General features: G+C 56.3%; 21 protein-coding genes and 2 pseudogenes. 11 read left to right on the top strand and 12 right to left on the bottom strand.

Going from position 1 to position 17,986, the window contains the following annotated elements:
- Positions 1 to 48 precede the first annotated feature (48 nt).
- Both GRH90_RS19670 and ydfZ read right to left on the bottom strand, forming a co-directional pair.
- Positions 49 to 741 carry an epoxyqueuosine reductase QueH gene (locus GRH90_RS19670; protein WP_162367660.1) on the bottom strand — a complete coding sequence of 231 codons (693 nt, stop codon included), beginning with the start codon at positions 739 to 741 and terminating at the stop codon, positions 49 to 51.
- Positions 742 to 942: 201 nt separating this feature from the next.
- Complete coding sequence (gene ydfZ, locus GRH90_RS19665; RefSeq protein ID WP_162367659.1) at positions 943 to 1,143, bottom strand: putative selenium delivery protein YdfZ; 201 nt, start codon at positions 1,141 to 1,143, stop codon at positions 943 to 945.
- 302 nt (positions 1,144 to 1,445) lie between these two features.
- Here ydfZ and GRH90_RS19660 point away from each other — a divergent pair, with 302 nt between their 5' ends.
- Together GRH90_RS19660 and GRH90_RS19655 are read left to right on the top strand one after the other, a co-directional pair.
- Positions 1,446 to 2,219 (top strand): DUF2076 domain-containing protein, encoded by a 774-nt coding sequence (locus tag GRH90_RS19660; RefSeq protein WP_162367658.1) that lies wholly within the window; start codon positions 1,446 to 1,448, stop codon positions 2,217 to 2,219.
- A 24-nt stretch (positions 2,220 to 2,243) separates the two neighbouring features.
- Positions 2,244 to 3,065: pseudogene (locus GRH90_RS19655) on the top strand (autotransporter outer membrane beta-barrel domain-containing protein); the annotation flags it as partial.
- A gap of 131 nt (positions 3,066 to 3,196) precedes the next feature.
- Here the strand turns inward: GRH90_RS19655 and fusA are convergent.
- The 4 genes from fusA to GRH90_RS19635 form a co-directional block, all read right to left on the bottom strand.
- Positions 3,197 to 5,296, bottom strand: a complete 2,100-nt coding sequence (gene fusA / locus GRH90_RS19650; protein ID WP_162367657.1) for an elongation factor G — start codon at positions 5,294 to 5,296, stop codon at positions 3,197 to 3,199.
- Positions 5,297 to 5,556: 260 nt separating this feature from the next.
- The gene (locus tag GRH90_RS19645; RefSeq protein WP_376766094.1) at positions 5,557 to 6,255 is read right to left on the bottom strand and encodes an extensin-like domain-containing protein; all 699 of its coding nucleotides are present in this window, start codon (positions 6,253 to 6,255) and stop codon (positions 5,557 to 5,559) included.
- A 653-nt stretch (positions 6,256 to 6,908) separates the two neighbouring features.
- Positions 6,909 to 7,073 (bottom strand): hypothetical protein, encoded by a 165-nt coding sequence (locus GRH90_RS19640; protein ID WP_162367656.1) that lies wholly within the window; start codon positions 7,071 to 7,073, stop codon positions 6,909 to 6,911.
- Positions 7,033 to 8,070, bottom strand: a complete 1,038-nt coding sequence (locus GRH90_RS19635; RefSeq protein WP_162367655.1) for a fatty acid desaturase — start codon at positions 8,068 to 8,070, stop codon at positions 7,033 to 7,035. The genes GRH90_RS19640 and GRH90_RS19635 overlap by 41 nt, the downstream gene beginning before the upstream one ends.
- Positions 8,071 to 8,428: 358 nt before the next feature.
- Here GRH90_RS19635 and GRH90_RS19630 point away from each other — a divergent pair, with 358 nt between their 5' ends.
- The 5 genes from GRH90_RS19630 to azuC all read left to right on the top strand — a co-directional run bounded on the left by GRH90_RS19630 (position 8,429) and on the right by azuC (position 13,145).
- On the top strand, positions 8,429 to 9,997 hold the full coding sequence (locus GRH90_RS19630) for an ABC transporter substrate-binding protein (RefSeq protein WP_162367654.1): 1,569 nt from the start codon (positions 8,429 to 8,431) through the stop codon (positions 9,995 to 9,997).
- Positions 9,998 to 10,446: 449 nt separating this feature from the next.
- Entirely contained in the window at positions 10,447 to 11,325 is an 879-nt protein-coding gene (locus GRH90_RS19625; RefSeq protein WP_162367653.1) for a LysR family transcriptional regulator, read from the top strand.
- A gap of 197 nt (positions 11,326 to 11,522) precedes the next feature.
- Positions 11,523 to 12,317, top strand: a complete 795-nt coding sequence (locus GRH90_RS19620; RefSeq protein ID WP_162367652.1) for an SDR family NAD(P)-dependent oxidoreductase — start codon at positions 11,523 to 11,525, stop codon at positions 12,315 to 12,317.
- 107 nt (positions 12,318 to 12,424) lie between these two features.
- Entirely contained in the window at positions 12,425 to 12,826 is a 402-nt protein-coding gene (locus GRH90_RS19615; protein ID WP_162367651.1) for an acyl-CoA thioesterase, read from the top strand.
- A gap of 235 nt (positions 12,827 to 13,061) precedes the next feature.
- Positions 13,062 to 13,145, top strand: coding sequence for a stress response protein AzuC (gene azuC / locus GRH90_RS26725; protein WP_162367771.1), 84 nt, complete (start codon positions 13,062 to 13,064; stop codon positions 13,143 to 13,145).
- A gap of 70 nt (positions 13,146 to 13,215) precedes the next feature.
- Here the strand turns inward: azuC and GRH90_RS19605 are convergent, their stop codons facing one another.
- Positions 13,216 to 13,455 (bottom strand): YecH family metal-binding protein, encoded by a 240-nt coding sequence (locus tag GRH90_RS19605; RefSeq protein ID WP_162367650.1) that lies wholly within the window; start codon positions 13,453 to 13,455, stop codon positions 13,216 to 13,218.
- 61 nt (positions 13,456 to 13,516) lie between these two features.
- Entirely contained in the window at positions 13,517 to 14,368 is an 852-nt protein-coding gene (locus GRH90_RS19600) for a hypothetical protein (RefSeq protein ID WP_162367649.1), read from the bottom strand.
- A gap of 192 nt (positions 14,369 to 14,560) precedes the next feature.
- Between GRH90_RS19600 and GRH90_RS19595 the strand changes: the two genes are divergently transcribed.
- The 3 genes from GRH90_RS19595 to GRH90_RS19585 all read left to right on the top strand — a co-directional run bounded on the left by GRH90_RS19595 (position 14,561) and on the right by GRH90_RS19585 (position 15,757).
- A complete protein-coding gene (locus tag GRH90_RS19595; protein WP_162367648.1) occupies positions 14,561 to 14,998 on the top strand; it encodes a YeeE/YedE family protein in 438 nt (145 codons plus the stop codon).
- The gene (locus GRH90_RS19590; RefSeq protein WP_162367647.1) at positions 14,995 to 15,426 is read left to right on the top strand and encodes a DUF6691 family protein; all 432 of its coding nucleotides are present in this window, start codon (positions 14,995 to 14,997) and stop codon (positions 15,424 to 15,426) included. Before GRH90_RS19595 ends, GRH90_RS19590 begins: the two co-directional genes overlap by 4 nt.
- A gap of 88 nt (positions 15,427 to 15,514) precedes the next feature.
- Positions 15,515 to 15,757, top strand: coding sequence for a DinI-like family protein (locus GRH90_RS19585; protein WP_162367646.1), 243 nt, complete (start codon positions 15,515 to 15,517; stop codon positions 15,755 to 15,757).
- Between the two features lie 40 nt (positions 15,758 to 15,797).
- Here the strand turns inward: GRH90_RS19585 and GRH90_RS19580 are convergent, their stop codons facing one another.
- The 3 genes from GRH90_RS19580 to GRH90_RS19570 form a co-directional block, all read right to left on the bottom strand.
- Positions 15,798 to 16,094, bottom strand: coding sequence for a hypothetical protein (locus GRH90_RS19580; protein ID WP_178113255.1), 297 nt, complete (start codon positions 16,092 to 16,094; stop codon positions 15,798 to 15,800).
- Between the two features lie 218 nt (positions 16,095 to 16,312).
- The gene (locus GRH90_RS19575; RefSeq protein ID WP_162367645.1) at positions 16,313 to 16,546 is read right to left on the bottom strand and encodes a phage holin; all 234 of its coding nucleotides are present in this window, start codon (positions 16,544 to 16,546) and stop codon (positions 16,313 to 16,315) included.
- Between the two features lie 80 nt (positions 16,547 to 16,626).
- Complete coding sequence (locus GRH90_RS19570) at positions 16,627 to 16,851, bottom strand: PerC family transcriptional regulator (RefSeq protein WP_162367644.1); 225 nt, start codon at positions 16,849 to 16,851, stop codon at positions 16,627 to 16,629.
- Between the two features lie 214 nt (positions 16,852 to 17,065).
- Here GRH90_RS19570 and GRH90_RS19565 point away from each other — a divergent pair, with 214 nt between their 5' ends.
- Positions 17,066 to 17,722 carry a LexA family protein gene (locus tag GRH90_RS19565; RefSeq protein WP_162367643.1) on the top strand — a complete coding sequence of 219 codons (657 nt, stop codon included), beginning with the start codon at positions 17,066 to 17,068 and terminating at the stop codon, positions 17,720 to 17,722.
- Between the two features lie 118 nt (positions 17,723 to 17,840).
- Here the strand turns inward: GRH90_RS19565 and GRH90_RS19560 are convergent.
- Positions 17,841 to 17,936: pseudogene (locus GRH90_RS19560) on the bottom strand (SDR family oxidoreductase); the annotation flags it as partial.
- Positions 17,937 to 17,986: the final 50 nt, after the last annotated feature.

The raw sequence follows: 17,986 nt of genomic DNA, 5'->3' as shown, positions 1-17,986 counted from the left end.
AACCAGCGACGGCTACCAAAAAATATAAAAATATTTTGCGCACTACCGTCACGCTTCCCCGTTCCGCTCGTCCAGGGTGTCGTAATGTTGCCGATCGCGGTGGTAATAGCTCACCCCGATGCGGATAATATCGCGCCCCTGCGACCTGCGGTGCCGGTTAGTGTCGCGCAGGGAATAAATGCACCCGCAGTACTCCTGCTGGTAGAACTGCTCGCGTTTGCTGATATCGATCATGCGCGACGAGCCGCCCTGCTTACGCCAGTTATAATCCCAATAGGTCATGCCGGGATAATGGCCGGCGGCGCGCAGGCCGCAGTTATTGATCTGCTGCATGTTCTTCCAGCGGGAAATCCCCAGCGAGCTGGAGATAACGTTAAAGCCATGTTCATGGGCATAAAGCGCGGTGCGTTCAAAACGCATATCAAAACACATGGTGCAGCGGATGCCCCGTTCCGGTTCCTGCTCCATGCCCTTCGCCCGCGCGAACCAGTTGTCGGTATCGTAATCGGCATCAATAAAGGGCACCCGGTGCTGGTCGGCGAAGCGAATGTTTTCCTCTTTGCGGATCTGGTATTCGCGCCGGGGATGGATATTGGGATTATAAAAAAAGATCGCATAGTCGATGCCGGAAGCGCTGAGCGCTTCCATGACCTCACCTGAGCAGGGCGCGCAGCAAGAATGCAGCAGCAGTTTATCGGCCCCCTGCGGGAGTTCAAGTACAGGTCGGATGAATTCTGCCATGGGCGCTTTCTCTACGGCTAGATAAAGGGTCTGGCCGGCAAATATAGCATAAACCCGAGGCGGGATGGCAGCGCGAGGCTTAACGGGGATAGACAAACGTGCCGGCGGGCATGATGGGCAAGATATCCATCACCCCCGCTTCAAGCTTATATGCACGGTTGTCTGCGGCCGGAAGCCGCCATCAACGGCTCAGCCTATCCGTCAGGCCAGGCGGATCAGCTCATAGGGAATAAAACGTTCCGGTTTGCCTTTCAGTTCCACACAGTTGGCGCGTTCGGCTTTCGCTGCGGGCAGGCCTTCCGCGTGGATAGCCTGCGCGACGGAAAGTTCGCCGGTAGCGGCGATCATCACTTTCTGACCCGCGATGATTGCATTCCTATTCCTGTCATAAACCTGAATCATATTTCCTCCAATGGTTATCTATGATGAAACTATGGAAAGCATAGCGCCGGGAAAATCAAATAAAGTTGAGTTATATCAAATAAATTTTATTGCACCCTTTCCACACGGCGAAAACAGTGGAAAAAATCCTTACCAGCCATCCGGACGTCCATGACATTACCCATTGTGCGTCTGGTAACACATTTCTAATAACCTTTACGCGCGGCTCCTTTATGATTGATGATTATCAAGCTAGATTTAAAGCTATATCCAACGAAAATGCAGACCGCTGCAAACGTGAACAAGGTTAAAAGGTCATCGCCATGCAATCAGAAGAGCAACGTATTATCGAGGGTCTGTTCCAGCGCCTGAAACAGGCAGAGCAGCAAGCCGGGCCTCGTGATGCCGCGGCGGACAGGCAAATCCAGGAGTTTATCCGGCAGCAGCCGGCCGCCCCCTACTATATGGCGCAGTCGATATTGATCCAGGAAGCCGCGCTTAAGCGCCTCCATCACCAGGTGCAACAGCAGGAAGCCGAACTTACCGAACTGAAAAACGCGCCGCCGCCCAGCAGCGGTGGATTTCTCAGCAATCTGTTCGGTGGCGGGGCCGCCAAGGCGGCACGGCCGCAGCCCTCTTCCGCCTGGAATAACCAGCCGCCGCCGCCCGCGGCCGGTTACGGCGGCCAGAGCGCGCCGCCGCCCGGTTACAACGGTTATGCCCAGGGGTATAACCAGCCGCAGGCGGCGCCGCGCGGCGGTGGTTTTTTAGCCGGCGCGCTGCAAACCGCCGCCGGGGTCGCGGGAGGGATGGTGTTGGGCAATATGCTGACCGGCATGTTTCATAACAGTCAACCGGAGGAGATAGTGAATGTTATCGACCAGCCGATGGACGCCGCCACCGATCCCCTGACCAACCAGGATTTCCAAAGCGACAATCTCGATACGTTTAATGATGTCTCGGGCAGCCATTTTCCAGAGGGCGGCGATGATTACCTGGCCGACAACGATTATGGCAATAATGTCGATAACGGTTTTGGCGCGGATGACAGCTTTGGCGCCGATGATGACTTCAGCGACGATGATAATTTTGTCTGATATCCGCTAATAAGGCGCACCGGCGGTGCGGTGCTCAACGTCACGGGCGATTATCTCGGCAATAATGGTAATCTGAATTTCAATGCGCATTTAAGCGGCGACGCGTCCGATACCGAAAGGCTGACTGTCGGCGCCGACACCCTATCTAACGCCGGCCGGGACCTGCGTTCGGGCATGACCCCTTATATTGATCCCATCACGGGCGCGCAATAATCCACCGGCCTATGGATGATTAATGAAGGCGGTCATAACCGCTCCCGTGATGACAGCGGCCAGTTGCGGACCCAAAGCAATCGCTACGTATTACAGCTGGGCGGCGACATCGGCCGGTGGAGCAGCAACAGCCTGGACAGTTTACAACTGGGCGTCATGGCCGGTTATGGTAACGCCCGCAACAATACCGATTCACAAGTTTCAGGCTACAGTTCAAAAGGCTCTGTAGACAGATATAGCGTAGGGTTATAGGGTACCTGGATGGGCGTCCAGGCCGACGACCATACCGAAGCGAACGGTACCCGCGTAACCGGCGACGGCGACGGCAATATCCAGACCCGCGTGGGGGTTAAAACCTATATGAATACCTACGGCGAGCGGGATAAAGAGAAGAATCACACCTTACAGCCCTATGTCGAGGCAAACTGGATCCATAATAGCGACGATTTCGGCGCCATTCTGGACGGCGTCAGCATCAAGCAAGACGGCGCGGCCAACATTGGCCAACTTTGACTGGGCGTAGACGGGCAAATTAATAAAAATGTCAATCTCTGGGGCAGCGTCGTCCAGCAGGTGGGTAATAAAGGCTATAGCGACACCGGGGGCATGATAGGGGTCAAGTACCTGTTCTGACATCAAGTCCCGCTAACACCGCCCCATCTGACGTGTTGCAAGAAGAGCGTGCCGATGGGGTCGGAGCGGGCATGGGCCCGCCCGAGCGCCCCACGGCGCGGTAGGCCCGCTAACGCCGGGCCGTTTAATGACTATTTGCCGCGGCCCTTAATCACCTGTTCGGCCACCGCTTTCGGCGCTTCCGAATAGTGCTTAAACTCCATGGTATAGGTGGCGCGCCCCTGCGACATGGAACGCAGCGTGGTGGAATAACCGAACATTTCCGCCAGCGGCACCTCCGCGCGGATAAGCTTGCTGCCGAGAATATCCTCCATCCCCTGCACCATGCCGCGCCGCGAGGACAGATCGCCCATCACGTTGCCCATGAAATCTTCCGGCGTTTCCACTTCCACCGCCATCATCGGCTCCAGCAGGATTGGCTGCGCCTGGCGCATCCCGTCCTTGAACGCCATCGACGCCGCCATGCGAAACGCATTTTCGTTGGAGTCGACTTCATGATAGGAACCGAAGAACAGCGTCGCCTTGACGTCGACCACCGGATAGCCGCCCAATACGCCGGACGTCAGCGTATCCTGGATGCCCTTGTCGATAGAGGAAATATACTCGCGCGGCACCACCCCGCCTTTAATGGCGTCGACAAACTCATACCCTTTACCGGCCGGCTGCGGTTCGATTTTCAGCACCACGTGCCCATACTGCCCGCGGCCGCCGGTCTGCTTAACGTATTTGCCTTCCACTTCTTCCACGGTTTTTTTAATGGTTTCCCGATAGGCCACCTGGGGTTTACCCACCGAAACCGCCACGCCGAACTCGCGGCGCATGCGCTCCATCAGGATTTCCAGATGCAGCTCGCCCATCCCGGAGATAATGGTCTGGCCGGATTCATCATCGGTCTTGACCCGAAACGACGGATCCTCCTGCATCAAGCGACCCAGCGCAATACCCATTTTTTCCTGGTCGACCTTGGTCTTGGGTTCGATGGCCTGGGAAATCACCGGATCGGGGAATACCATCCGTTCGAGGATAATCGGATGGTCCGGATCGCATAGGGTATCGCCGGTGGTGACATCTTTCATGCCCACCGTGGCGGCGATATCGCCGGCATGGACTTCCTTAATGTCTTTACGTTCATTGGCATGCATTTGCAGCAAACGGCCCAGACGCTCTTTTTTTCCCTTCACCGGATTGTAAACCGAGTCACCGGTGGCAATAACGCCGGAGTACACCCGGAAAAAGATCAACTGGCCGACAAAGGGGTCGGTCATGATCTTAAACGCCAGGGCGGAGAAAGGCTCGGTATCGCTGGAATGGCGCTCCGCTTCCTTATCATCCTCGTCATGTCCAGTAATGGCCGGCACGTCGATAGGCGACGGCAAATAATCCACCACCGCGTCCAGCAGCGCCTGGACGCCTTTGTTTTTGAACGCGCTGCCGCACAACATCGGCACTATTTCATTGGCGATGGTGCGTTTGCGGATGGCGCCCTTGATCTCGTCTTCGGTCAGCGTTTCGCCGTTAAGGTATTTATCGAGCAGCTCTTCGCTGGCTTCGGCCGCGGCTTCCATCATATGGTTGCGCCATTCCTGGGCCGGGGCCAGCAGGTCTTCCGGGATATCCTGATAGGTGAATTTGACCCCCTGGGTAGAATCGTCCCAGACGATGATTTTCATTTTCACCAGGTCGACCACGCCCTGGAAACCCTCTTCCGCGCCCACCGGAATCTGGATCGGCACGGCCACGCCTTTCAGGCGTTTGGCAATCTGGGTCTGTACCCGGAAGAAATCGGCGCCGGTGCGGTCCATTTTGTTGACGAACGCAATGCGCGGCACCTTATACTTATTGGCCTGGCGCCAGACGGTTTCCGACTGCGGCTGCACCCCGCCCACCGAGTCATAGACCATTACCGCGCCGTCGAGCACCCGCATCGACCGTTCGACCTCGATGGTGAAATCCACGTGTCCGGGGGTATCGATAATATTGATATGATGTTCCGGGTAATTGCCGGCCATCCCTTTCCAGAAGGTTGTCGTGGCAGCTGAGGTAATGGTAATCCCACGCTCCTGCTCCTGCTCCATCCAATCCATCGTTGCGGCGCCATCATGTACTTCACCGATTTTATGGCTGACGCCGGTATAAAATAAAATACGCTCGGTGGTGGTGGTCTTGCCGGCATCTATATGCGCGCTGATGCCGATGTTGCGATATCGCTCTATGGGAGTTTTACGGACCATACAATTACCTTAAATGCCCTACAGGACAAATCCTACTGTGAAACACTCCCCTCCGGCCTATGGCGGCGGGGCATATGTAATAAAAAGTCTTATTAACGCGATCCCAGGCTATCCGGCAATGTTGCGTAAAAATGCCGGTGCGCTTTGCCAGAATGCTCCTTTTGCGCACTGTCTTCAACGTCCGCCGGCGGCTTTATTGATTACGCTGTCAACGTCACCGGCCGGCGCACGGTCGCGCCGCCGTTGACATTCCCTCCCGCCTAACGGCATACGCCAAAACCGCGCATGCCGAGATGGAAATGATTGGCATGGGCGGCGTTGTAATCGGGGCCGAGCGAATTGCCGAAAAAATCACAGCTTTGGCCGAACACCGCGTGAAGATAACGGGCCGCCGGATCCTCCCGCCGCCATTGTTGCAGCACCGGAATACGCCGTCCGTCCGCGAGGGTGAAGCCGGCGACATCCAGCGCGTCGGCCTCGGCATGTTCGCTCAGACGCCCTGCGCGACGATGATAGATGTTACGACAGGCATAACTGCCGAGATGATCAATCCGAGCTAAAGGGGAAGCCAAACTGGCCGCCGCCAGGGGCGCGGCCGCCTGGCCGACAAACATGGCGCTGCTTAACGCCAGCGGGCAACTGGCCAGGAAACTTGAACTGAGTGTCACCGGGCCGAAGCCGCGTATCCTGACGGGGGAAGATAGCGGACAGGGACCGGCGGCATCGGGCAGCGCGACAAAAGAGATGCGCCCGGCAGCGGAAGCCCGATCGAGCGCCGCCAGACAGGCTGCCGGGTCGGCGGCCAGCCGTTTGAGCTTGTAGCGGGTGACAAAGGTAGGCGGATCGTCAACCGACAGCGGGGCAAAGGGATCGTAGCCGGGCGGCAGCCGGGGGCGGATGCGGGGCGCCAGCACCGTTAACAGCAGAACCAGGACCAGCAGGCAGGCCAGCAATCGCACCTCTCCCTCTCTCCTTTGTTACTTTAACCGGCCGAACGCCGCCTTTTGTTAACTCAGTATAGACAGTGAAACGCATTGCCGGCGGAAACATACCGCGTCGCCTACCTGCCACGGCCGTAATCAAGTTATTTCCACATAATATGGTTAGATAATTTTAGACGTGGTTGCACTGATGTTTATCTGGACTGGCTATGATTAAAGCGAAGGCGAAAGGCCGTTTTTCGTAATCGGACCCATCCATAAATGAGCTGTTTGATTTGCTGTGAAGTCCTTGCCCGCCCCTCTGTGCGGGCTTTTTTTTGCCCTGCCGGCAGGCAGGTACCGGACGAAATCATCGTTATTACCGCTCTTATTGAACATATGCTGAGCTATCGCCCGGCGGGAGGTAAAAATTGTCGGTTTTAGTGTTTACGGATCCGCTATTTAGGTCCATACTTGCGTCGGTTTCATGTAGCAATGAGCTAGACTTTACGCCTCGAACTTCGGTTCGGGGCATCCTACCAAGATATACTTCGCTCTTCCGTTGCGTATTATCGCGTTAATTCCTCGACAAGCTATCGCCACTCTCGTTAAATGAATGCTCGCCCGGCCTCGGACGTCACAGCCATAGCCTGCGAACGGGCAACCGTACGCTCTTCTCGCCGTGATAATCCCTACAGGGCCGGGACGTCCCGCCAGTGCGCCGGCAGCAAGGCGGGCCAGCATAACCGCTGCGGCGGGTTGACCCAGCCCCGCGCAAGCAGCCGCGCCCTCAGGCCCTGCCAGAAAGTCTCGACATCATCGCGATTGATACCGCACATCGGTAGTGAAATCGGCATGGACCGGTCCGGACGCCTCGGAAAGTCGTCGGTCGGTCAACGATGACGGATGCACCTCGACCTCAGCAGGCCTGAAGGCGTACTCCCCCAGCCATTCAGCGTATCCCCGCACCACGAATCCCCCGGCGCGCCGCTGATATGCGTCGCGATCGGCCAGATAGACCCGGCGCAAGACGTACCAGGGCACGGTGGGCAAATCATGATGAACTAAATGATAGTTCAGATTAAGGAAAAGCAGCCGCCAGGGCCAGGCCGCCTCATTGATAACGGAGCGGGCCTCAGGCTCACGGGCGGCGCGATGCTCCATAAAGGAACGTATTTTGGTCATCGCCAGAGCCGGGTAGCTTATGGCCAGCAGGAAATATCCCACCGACAGCCCCGATAACGCCACCCAGTACAGCAAGGCCGCCAGCAGCGCGCCATGGGTCAGCCACATACCGATTGCGCGGCGATCGCCGCCGGCCACGGAGAACGCCATGCCGCGCAAAGCGCGGTAAATGTCCAGCGCCGGCCCTATCAGCAACCGTCCGGCAAAGGTATTGTGCCACCGCGCCAGGCGCCGACGCAGCGGCGAAAATCCCCGCCAGCGTTCAGCGCTGAAATAATAGCCTTCGGGGTCTTCGTCCGGATCGGTCAGGCGATCGTCGCGGTGATGGCGCAAGTGCGAGTCGCGATACAACCCGTAGGGATACCATACCGCCAACGGCGGCAGCCCGAACAGCCGGTTCAGCCACGGCAGGCGCGTCGGATGACCGTGAATCAGCTCATGCTGTAACGACATATACCAGGTGGTAAACCAGATCAGCAACGGCGTGCCGATCCAGGGTCCCAACGCCGTCCAATAGCCCACGGTGGCGAACCACCCGGCATATATGAACAATATCAGCCCCCAGGTGGGCAGTTCCCACCGCCACAGCCGGGTGGAGGCAAGTTGCTTGATGCGCGCGCGCTGCCCGTCGTGCAGATATTGGGCGCTTTTCCGGTCAGGCATTGGCATGGCGTATTCCCCGGCTGTTTTTTCGCCAGTATTCATCACGCCGGCGGGACAACAAAGGAATTAAAACGGCATTAAAAGGTTATAAATGATATAAGCGCCCCCCCTCGCCGCCGCCATGAACTGGAGATATTAACGGAGATTTGATCATGGCAAGTTATAACATTCGTGTTAATGCAAAAACCGCATAAGTAAATATATTATTTATATAACAATAGGTTACAAAACAGATGTTTTTTATAACGCTATAAGGAAATTGGCCGCATCGGCTATGATGTCGACGGCGGTGAAATTATCAATCGCGCCCGGTTTCAGTATTTATTGTCTCCCGGGGCGTAAACCTCTTAAAGGAAGTCATTCGATGCAAATAAAACTATTGCCATTGGTTATCCTGGCGTCGCTGACCGGCGGCGCCCTGGCGGCAACCCCGCCCGGTATGCTGGTGGTAGCGCAATCCCTGGATGACATCGTGAGTCTCGATCCGGCGGAAAGCAATGAATTGTCCAGTATTCAAACCATACCCAGCCTTTATCAACGCCTGGTGCAGGCCAATCGCGACAATCCGGCCAACGTCATGCCGGTGCTGGCCGCCGGTTGGCAAGGCGACGCGGCGGCCAAGACCCTGACGGTAAAGCTGCGCCCCGGGGCGACTTTTGCGTCCGGCAATCCGGTGACCGCCGATGACGTGATCTTTTCCTACACCCGCGCGGTGAAAATGAATAAATCACCGGCGTTTATCCTTAACGTGCTCGGCTGGCAGCCGGAAAACATAACCGCGCGATTAAAAAAAATCGATGATGAGACCGTGCAGCTCAGCTGGACTGCCGACGTCAGCCCGGCGGTGGCGTTGAATATCCTGTCGACGCCCATTGCGTCCATCGTCGACAGCCGCACCGTGGCGGCTAACGTCAAGGGCGATGACTTTGGCAACGCCTGGCTGAGGATGCACTCCGCGGGCAGCGGTCCGTTTACCATGCGGGTATACCAGCCGCATCAGGCGATAGTACTGGATGCCAATCCGCGGGCGAAGGACGATCGGCCGCTGCTAAAAACCATTATCATCAAAAATGTGCCCGATCCCAGCTCCCGCCGCCTGCTGATACAGCAAGGCGACGCCGATGTCGCCCGCGACCTTGGTCCGGACCAGACCGCGGCGCTCGGCGGCGAGCCCGGCGTAAAAGTGCTGTCCATCCCGTCGGCGGAACAGAATTACCTGGTGTTTAATACCGGCAATACCGCCAATCCGCTGTTAAACAACCCGGCGTTTTGGCAAGCGGCCCGCTATCTGGTGGATTACCAGGGCATTACCCGGGATCTGCTGAAAAACCAATACTTCGTTCATCAAAGTTTCCTGCCGGTGGGGCTGCCCGGAGCGCTGGAGGATAATCCCTTTACCTTCGATCCCGCCCGCGCCAAGGCCATCCTGGCCAAGGCCGGCATCAGCAACGCCGCCCTGACGCTTGACGTCGAGAATAAATCGCCCTTTATCACCATCGCGCAATCGCTGCAGGCCAGCTTTGCCCAGGGCGGAGTGAAGCTGGAACTGCTGCCGGCCGCCGGCAGCCAGGTCTACGCGCGGGTTCGCGCCCGACAGCATCAGGCGGCGATTCGCCTGTGGATCCCGGATTACTTCGATGCCCATTCCAACGCCAGCGCTTTTGCCTATAACGACGGTAAATCCAGCACGGTGGCGGGCCTGAACGGCTGGCAAATCCCGGGCTTAAACCAGCGAACCCTGGCGGCGGTGGCGCAGGCCGATCCCGCCAAACGCCGCGACCTGTATCGCGATATGCAACAAGAACTATTGCGCAATTCGCCTTATGTATTTATCGATCAGGCAAAAACCCAGGTGGCACTGCGCGACAACGTTAAGGGTTACCAGCAGGGGCTGAATGCGGATATGGTATATTACGATCGCGTCAGCAAATAACGCGGGACGGTCCCGCAGGGACTGGTACCACGGCGGGGCGGGAAATGGATTGCCGCCGCCGCGGGTAGCGGGATCCCATTCCCGTTGCCCGCGGTCAATGGTTAAACATCGGCCGCGATTGGCCGATAAATTTAACGATACTTAAGCGCGGCTGAGGAAATCGTCAAGGAATGAACAGGTTTGAGCGGCACGGTTTGCACTATATATGCAAAGAAGATCCTGAATTCGCCATTTTTTATCAGGAATTTCAGGCAATTCATGCTCGTCCGTCCCTGGCTGATTTAAGGGCAAGACTGGCGACCGACCGCCCATCGCGAATCCCTCCGGTTGTCAATAGATAGTGCTGTTGATGGGTATTAACGGGAACGTTGGAAAAAGGCGAATTCCGCCGCCATCCAGCATAATAAAGGATGTTGAAGAGACGAGGTTAAGGATAATTAGTGGAACGTATGAGCGATTTACGACTTTTTATCGAAGCGGCGATGCTTGGCAGCTTCTCGGCGGCCGGGCGTAAGCTGGGCTGTTCACCCGCGGCGGCGAGCGCCTGCATCGTCCGCCTGGAAACCGGCCTTAAGGTGCGATTGTTTGAGCGGACCACCCGCCAGCTCAGGTTAACCGACGAGGGCAAGCTGTTCCTCAGCTATAGCCAACGCGCGCTTGAGCAGTTTAACGACGTCACTGAACTGCTACAGTCGGGCAAAGATGAAATCAAAGGCACGATACGCATTTCCGCCCCTTCCGATTTCGGTCGTAACCGCCTGGTCAGCGAGCTGGAAGGCTTTCGCCACGATTTTCCCTGCGTCAGCCTGATCCTCTCCCTGACTGACTCCATCTCGAGCCTTATCGGCGACGATATTGATATCGCCATCCGCTACGGCCAGCCCGTGGACAGCAGCATGACGGCCCGCAAACTGGCCGAGAGCCATCGGGTGGTGTGCGCCGCGCCGTCGCTTTTGGCGCGTCTGGGCAAACCCCCGGCGCCCATCAGCCTGCAGGGGCTGCCGACCATTGTCCTGCTTAACGCCGCCGGCCGCCAGGATCAGTGGAGCTATCGCGATGAAACTAACGCGCTGCAGCAGATTCTCGTCACCCCCACCCATACCACCAACGACGGCGATATCAGCCGCAAATGGGCCATTATGGGTTACGGCTTCGCCTATAAGTCCATTCTTGATATCAGGAACGATCTGGCCGAGGGCCGGCTGGCGACGGTACTGGACGATTATTTTATTGAACCGGCGCCCCTGTATGCCCTCTTTAACCGCAATAAATTTCAGCCGCCCCGCATGAAGCGACTGCTGGATTTTCTGTTTAACCACCTGACATAACGTTCGGCGGCCAGCGAAAACCTATTACATTGGTTCGTTAGGTACGATACCCGCCCGGCCTGGGCTGAGATTACCCTGTCCCCGGCGCAGATTATTCTGTTTTGGTTAAAAATGCTTCCTGCCCCACCCCTCTTAACGCCGCCACTGCCATGGCCTATGATTAAATCAGGGTCCTTTGTTAATATCCGGAGAATGCTATGCAGATCGATCTGGCAGGAAAAACCGCTATTGTCACCGCCTCCACCGGCGGTATTGGATTTGCCATCGCCACCGGGCTGGCGCGCGCCGGCGCGGCGGTGGTAATCAATGGCCGAAGCCAGGCCACGGTGGACAAGGCGTTGGGCAAGCTCAAGCAGGCATTGCCGCAGGCCAATATCAAAGGCGTGGTGGCCGATCTATCCGATGCTGCGGGCGCGGCGCGGCTGACCGGCGTCGTCCCCGCCGCCGATATCCTGGTTAACAACGCGGGCATCTACGAACCCAAGCCTTTTTTTGAAATCGACGATAAGGAGTGGGAGCGCTATTTCCAGACCAACGTGATGTCCGGCGTCAGGCTGGCCCGCTTTTACCTGCAAGGGATGCTGGATCGCGACTGGGGACGCATGGTGTTTGTCTCCTCCGAGTCGGCGCTCAATATCCCGCCGGAAATGATTCATTACGGCATGACTAAAACGGCGCAGCTGTCCATTGCCGGCGGCCTGGCCAAACTTGCCGCCGGAACCCAGGTCACGGTGAATTCCGTGCTGCCCGGCCCCACGCTGTCCGAGGGCGTGCGGGAAATGCTGAAGGATTCCGCGCGCGAGGCGGGCGTAAGCATTGAGCAAGCCGGGGCTGATTTTGTGCGTAACCATCGCTCCAGCTCGATAATACAGCGGCTGGCTACCCCTGAGGAAGTGGCCAACCTGGTGGTCTACACCTGCTCCCCGCAGGCCTCGGCCACCACCGGCGCGGCGTTGCGGGTGGATGGCGGCGTGGTGAACAGTATCGTCTGAGGTGAATGTGGGCTGAGGGAAACATCATGCGAAAAATTAAGGCATAGCTGGCAAATTCGGGCATAATCACCCCATAAAATTTGTTAACCGGATGTAAAGGTATTGCTATGCAAGATGAGGCAAACGTGGAGATACGGCAAAAAATCCTGCAATCCGTCACCACCGTCGCCAAGGTGGTGTTTCCCACCACGATAAATCATCACTCGACGCTGTTCGGCGGCACCGCCCTGGCCTGGATGGACGAGGTCTCGTTTATCACCGCCACGCGCTTTTGCCGTAAACGCCTGGTTACGGTATCGACGGAAAAGATCACCTTCATCCGGCCCATTCCCTCCGGCACCATTATAGAACTGGTGGGCAAAGTTAGCCGCGTGGGCAGGACCAGTGTCACCGTGGATGTCGTTATTTTCCTGGAAAATATGTACCAGCCGGGCCGGGAACAAGTGGTGCATGGCCAGTTCAATTTTGTCGCGGTGGACGAGAACGACAAGGCCACTCCGCTGTTTTAAACCGCGATGCCAGGCGGCGTTTGCTTAAACAGGGCAAGGCTAGCCGATGAAAAATTCCCCTGGCGGGTTAACCAAAGCTGACTGATTTTGTTAATCGCCTTGGGGGTGATTGTGAAAAGATGCTCTTTTTTATGTGATGTGCGTCACAAATATTTGCATTTATGTGACGGAGGTCATATTATAACCCCATCAAACGCAAACACTGTACAGGGTAAAACCTGATGAGGGGAAGAGCATGAAATTCCGTAAATTCCTGAAAAAAATCCTGCTGTCATACGTTAATACCGTGAAAGATGTGCCGCCAGGCGCCATGTATTAATTTGCATGACCTTTAAAAAGCTGCTTATGGCAGCTTTTTTTATTTGCATAACACCCTGTTTTGCCGCAACTCAATGCTGGCAGATTTTATTTTCGCCGGTGGTAAAACCCGCGTCCCGCGCAACAAATTTTCCGCGGGCGGCCAGGAAGTCAACCAGCGCGCGCGCGTCCAGGTCGGCGGCCGAACAGGTATGAAACCGGGCATCCGGCCCAAACCTGGCTTCAATACCGGCGACGAGCGTGTTGGTGGTGAAGGACTCCTGCGTGGCGAGCATCATATGCAGCACTTCATGTCCATGTATGGATGTCATGGCCGATAACCCTATTATATTATCTGCGTGTAAGCATAATTTACCCTACCGGGCCGGCATATCAACTTTTATCCGCGGTATCCCAATACTGATACTGAGTGGCGGTACTGCGATGCCTTCTGATAATGGACTGCGGGAAAATTTCCGTTTCACGGCCGTAGCTCAAAATACAGTTGCCCACGTCGTCGTTGCGCTGGCACTCTTCCACTTTGGTTATCTGGCTGACCAACGTCCTTGAAATGGAAAAAGAACCTGCCTCCCGGCCATTCGGATCATATTTATAGCTGGTTTTACCGTGCATAGAGGTCATTGAGCTAAAATAGCCATTTTTATCATATGCATAGGTGTATTCATCATTACTAAACCCATCGGTCCCACGGGCGGTGCTTGTGATCAACCGCGATTTGTTATCGTAATCGTAGGTCGTGGTGGTAAATCCCGGCCGATCGTTAATGGTAAAGGCATCGGTCGATGAGGTGATCACGCCCTTTTTGCCGACAAAAAAACGGCTTTTGCCTTGCTTATGGTTAACCACCCTCTGCGCGCCGTCTTTGTCGACGATAATGGCGATATCGTACGCGGTCTCCCACCCCTCCCCGGCTTTTACCGTGTGATTTGACATGCGCAGCGTCATACGCCCTTCCGTCTTATGGTAATCGTACCCTTCCTCGACCAGGCGGCTACAAGGGTCAAAACTGATGCTTGAACGGGCCTGCTCATCCAGATCTTTTCCCACCATGCCCGCCACCACCAACCTGATGTTACCTTTGGCGGTACCGCTTAGCATGATTAAGTTATTGCTGTCATTGATGATTTTGTTGGCCAATGGGCATTTATTTTCGGCCGCGGCCGCGTTGGCGGCAAAGCCAGCGAACAGGGACAACAAGGCCAATCGGTAAATAGGTTTAATCATTTTTATTCCCAGGCATGCCTGTTATCCGGCCATTAACAAGATAAGTCAGGCGGTTACAGCGATTTATAGTTCTTATGCACAGCAAAAGTATAGGCCATGCCGCCCGCCATGTTAAGGTGGCGCCATGATAGTTGCGGTGGCCCGCCGTTTTATAGTATGGCCATTATGCGCGGGAGTTAGCGGAGGACATACATGAGCATTGACTGGATGCATTTTACCCCCTGGCGCGCGCTGACCGGCGGCTTACTGATTGGGCTGGCGGCGGCGCTGCTCATCTTGCTCAACGGCCGGGTTGCGGGGATCAGCGGGATATTGGGTAGCCTGCTTGCGCCCAGGCGCAAGGGTTGGCAGGCCATGTTTATCCTTGGGCTGGTAATCGCGCCGCTCATCTATCGACTCGTCAGCCCGTTGCCGGAGATGCGGTTTACCCACTCCTGGCCCTGGCTGGCGGTGGCGGGCATATTGGTGGGTTTTGGCACCCGCCTTGGTTCGGGATGCACCAGCGGACACGGCGTATGCGGCCTGGCGCGGCTGTCGCCGCGTTCGCTGGCGGCCACGGCGGTATTTATGCTGTTTGGCATTATCACCGTGTTCGTTATCCGCCATCTGCTCGCCGGGGTGGCGTTATGACGCAGCTGTCAGGATTCATCGCCGGCCTGATCTTCGGCATCGGTTTACTGATTTCCGGCATGTCCGATCCGGAAAAAGTAGTGGGTTTCCTGGATATCGCCGGCCGGTGGGATCCCTCACTGGCCTTGGTGATGCTGGGCGCCATTGCGGCGGCCAGCATCGGCTTCGGGCTGGCGAAGCGCCGACCGTTATCGCTGCTTGGCCAGCCCATGTTGCTGCCTGCATCGCGGGCCATCGACCCTAGCTTAATTGCCGGCAGCGTGGTATTTGGCATCGGCTGGGGCATAGCGGGCATTTGCCCGGGACCGGCGCTGGTGCTACTGGGCGCGGGAATCTGGCAGGGCGTGGTTTTTATCGTGGCGATGCTGGCCGGTATGTATTTGTATCAGCTGGCATATAAACCCGGAGCGCAACCGCGCGGGAAATAGTCCGTTGGGTCATGGATCGGCCGAAAGCACCTTGCATTCGCCTATGGTTAAACTGTATATTTAACCAGTAAAAATAAAAGGATGGATCATGCGTGTTGAACTGATTTACGACAAAAGAAACTTCGGGTCATTGGCCAACGCCGGTAGTCTTATCCTGGCCGAGCTGACCAAACGCGTCCAGCGGGTTTTCCCCGACGCCGAGGTCAAAATCAAGCCGATGCAGCGCAACGGTTTGGAAACCGATGCCAGTAAAAGCGACAAGGCGATACTAGCGCGTCTTGTTGAGGAAATGTTCGATGACTCGGCGGAATGGCTTACCGTTCCTGAGTGATATATAAATGCGCCCCGGCGCCGTCCGGGGCGACATTATCCTAAGACCGGTGGGATTCCCGCCACGCTTTCACCCTCTCTTTTGTCACTTCCTTTTTATAGCAGATCGGCGAATATCCCCCTGCCCGGCTCCAGGCGCTTCTGCCGCCGCAGGAACTGCCGTTCCTGGCGGAGTTATAAGGACAAGGACAGTTTCCCGGATAGCTGCTAATGGATTCATCGATAATACTTTGCTTAACCTGCTCGTCGCTGACGGTGGATTTAGCGATGGCCGATCCGGCGGTAAACAACAATGAGGCACTGAACAGGGCGTAAATAAAGGGCTTTAACGCGCGCATGATAAAATCCATCGACTGGTGTTGATTCAGTATTAGCGCGCATCAACCGCACATGATTTGATCGTGGGCAGGATATGGCAACATTTTGCCCAATATTTATGCTATTGCCCCTCTACGGCGTAAAAAACCGCTGAACCGGCCCGGGGATGCGCTTGCCAATCTCGGTAAACGCTGCCCGAGTCGGGCACGGCGCGTTGGTATCGGCCGGGACCGGGCCCTTATTCGGACGGCGGAATGATGGTCTTCCCATCATGCGCGGCCTGTTCGATGGCTTTGGTCTGCCGGCGCTGGAAATAAAAATTGGTAAAATATGTGGCTATGCCAATTACCACGCCCAAAATGATGGCGATTTTGTTCCAGTCCAGATTGGATAGCCAGATGCCGCACTTCCCCATCGCGATAAGAAAACCGGACATAGAATAGGCTCCTGCGGTAGTCAATTTTCCGGGCATAGTCTTTCTCCCGCCAGCCGTTCAGAGGGTTCCGGCAGGAAACACGCCTTTGCCGCACAAGGGCGTCCCCCATCGGTCGTCTATTGCTCGATAATCCGCGCCTCGCTGATGCCGCCGTATTCGCCGCAAAAACAATTGCCGTAAGAGATGCATTGTTCCCTGCGGGCGATAAGCGCATCGCGCAGGCGTTCTTGCGCATCAGGGACGATATCTATTACCGCCAGCCACTGACGCGCGGCGCGGCGCCACAAATATGAACGCTCCAGCCGCTTCGCCAGGGCGACTTCTTTTTCAAAATCGGTCATTCCGTTTTATCCCCTCCTTTCCCGCACCGTGCCGGGCGGCGGTGCCGGATTGATCCTTCCACCGCGGCGGCCGCTTCCCCGACATTATGGTAGGAAATATGGTCTTTTTTCTTCATTAAGACCGTGATGTCAGATATACTGACCTTTAAATAGTAGGATATCTGACATTAAAAAGTCAATAAAACTTACATCATATGATGGTAGGATTACCTACATGGAAATGAGTAGTCGTATTCGCGCCAGGCGAAAAGAGTTAAATATCACCCAACAGGTCCTGGCCAATCTGGTCGGGGTCAGCCGTGTCACGGTGACGGGATGGGAGTCGGGCGATTATCAGCCCGGCGGCGCCAATCTCCAGGCGCTGGCCGCGGCGCTGCAATGCCGGCCCGCCTGGCTGGTCGACGGCAAAGGCGAGGCAATGGCCGACAGCCCAGCGCCACTGCCGACCGCGCGCTTCGGCATCAAGGAAATCCCCGTATTATCCTGGGTGCAGGCCGGAATATGGACCGAATCGGAAAAGCCCGTCACCCTGGACGATGCCAGGGATTGGATCTATACCACGGCCTCGGTCTCGGAATTTGCGTTTGCGCTGAAGGTCAGGGGCGATTCCATGACCAACCCCCACGGCGCGCCCAGCATTCCCGACGGTTCCGTCGTGGTGGTCGATCCGGATTTCGGCGGCAGGGATGAAGCCAATGGCAAGATTGTCGTCGCCCAGCTGGAAGGCAGCAATGAGGCTACGCTCAAGAAATTTACCACCGACGGGCCGTTTAAATATCTGGTGCCGCTCAATCCGAGCTATAAAATGCTCGAAGTGAACGGCAATTGCCGGATTATCGGCGTAGTTAAACAAATCATCATGGATCTGTGACTCGCAGTGGTGTTTAAACGGCGATGAAAACATATTTTGCCCGCCCAGCGTCAGATTTCCGACCTCGGCAGGCATTTACCCATTGCGTCAGTTTTGCAACATCCCGGCGCGGGTTTCGTTATATCGAGCTTTGGCCGCCGTCCACCACCAACGCCGGCCCCGTCACGTAAGATGCCCGGTCCGACAGCAGGAATAACGCGACCTGCGCTACTTCCGCCTGCAGGCAAAAAAAAGCCCGCAATCAATTCCGCGGGCAAAGAACAC

The organism is Acerihabitans arboris, assembly GCF_010131535.1.
Classification (GTDB): Bacteria; Pseudomonadota; Gammaproteobacteria; order Enterobacterales; family Enterobacteriaceae; genus Acerihabitans; species Acerihabitans arboris.
The sequence above is the reverse complement of the archived record's forward strand: the minus strand, read 5'-3'. Positions and strand labels throughout refer to the sequence as shown.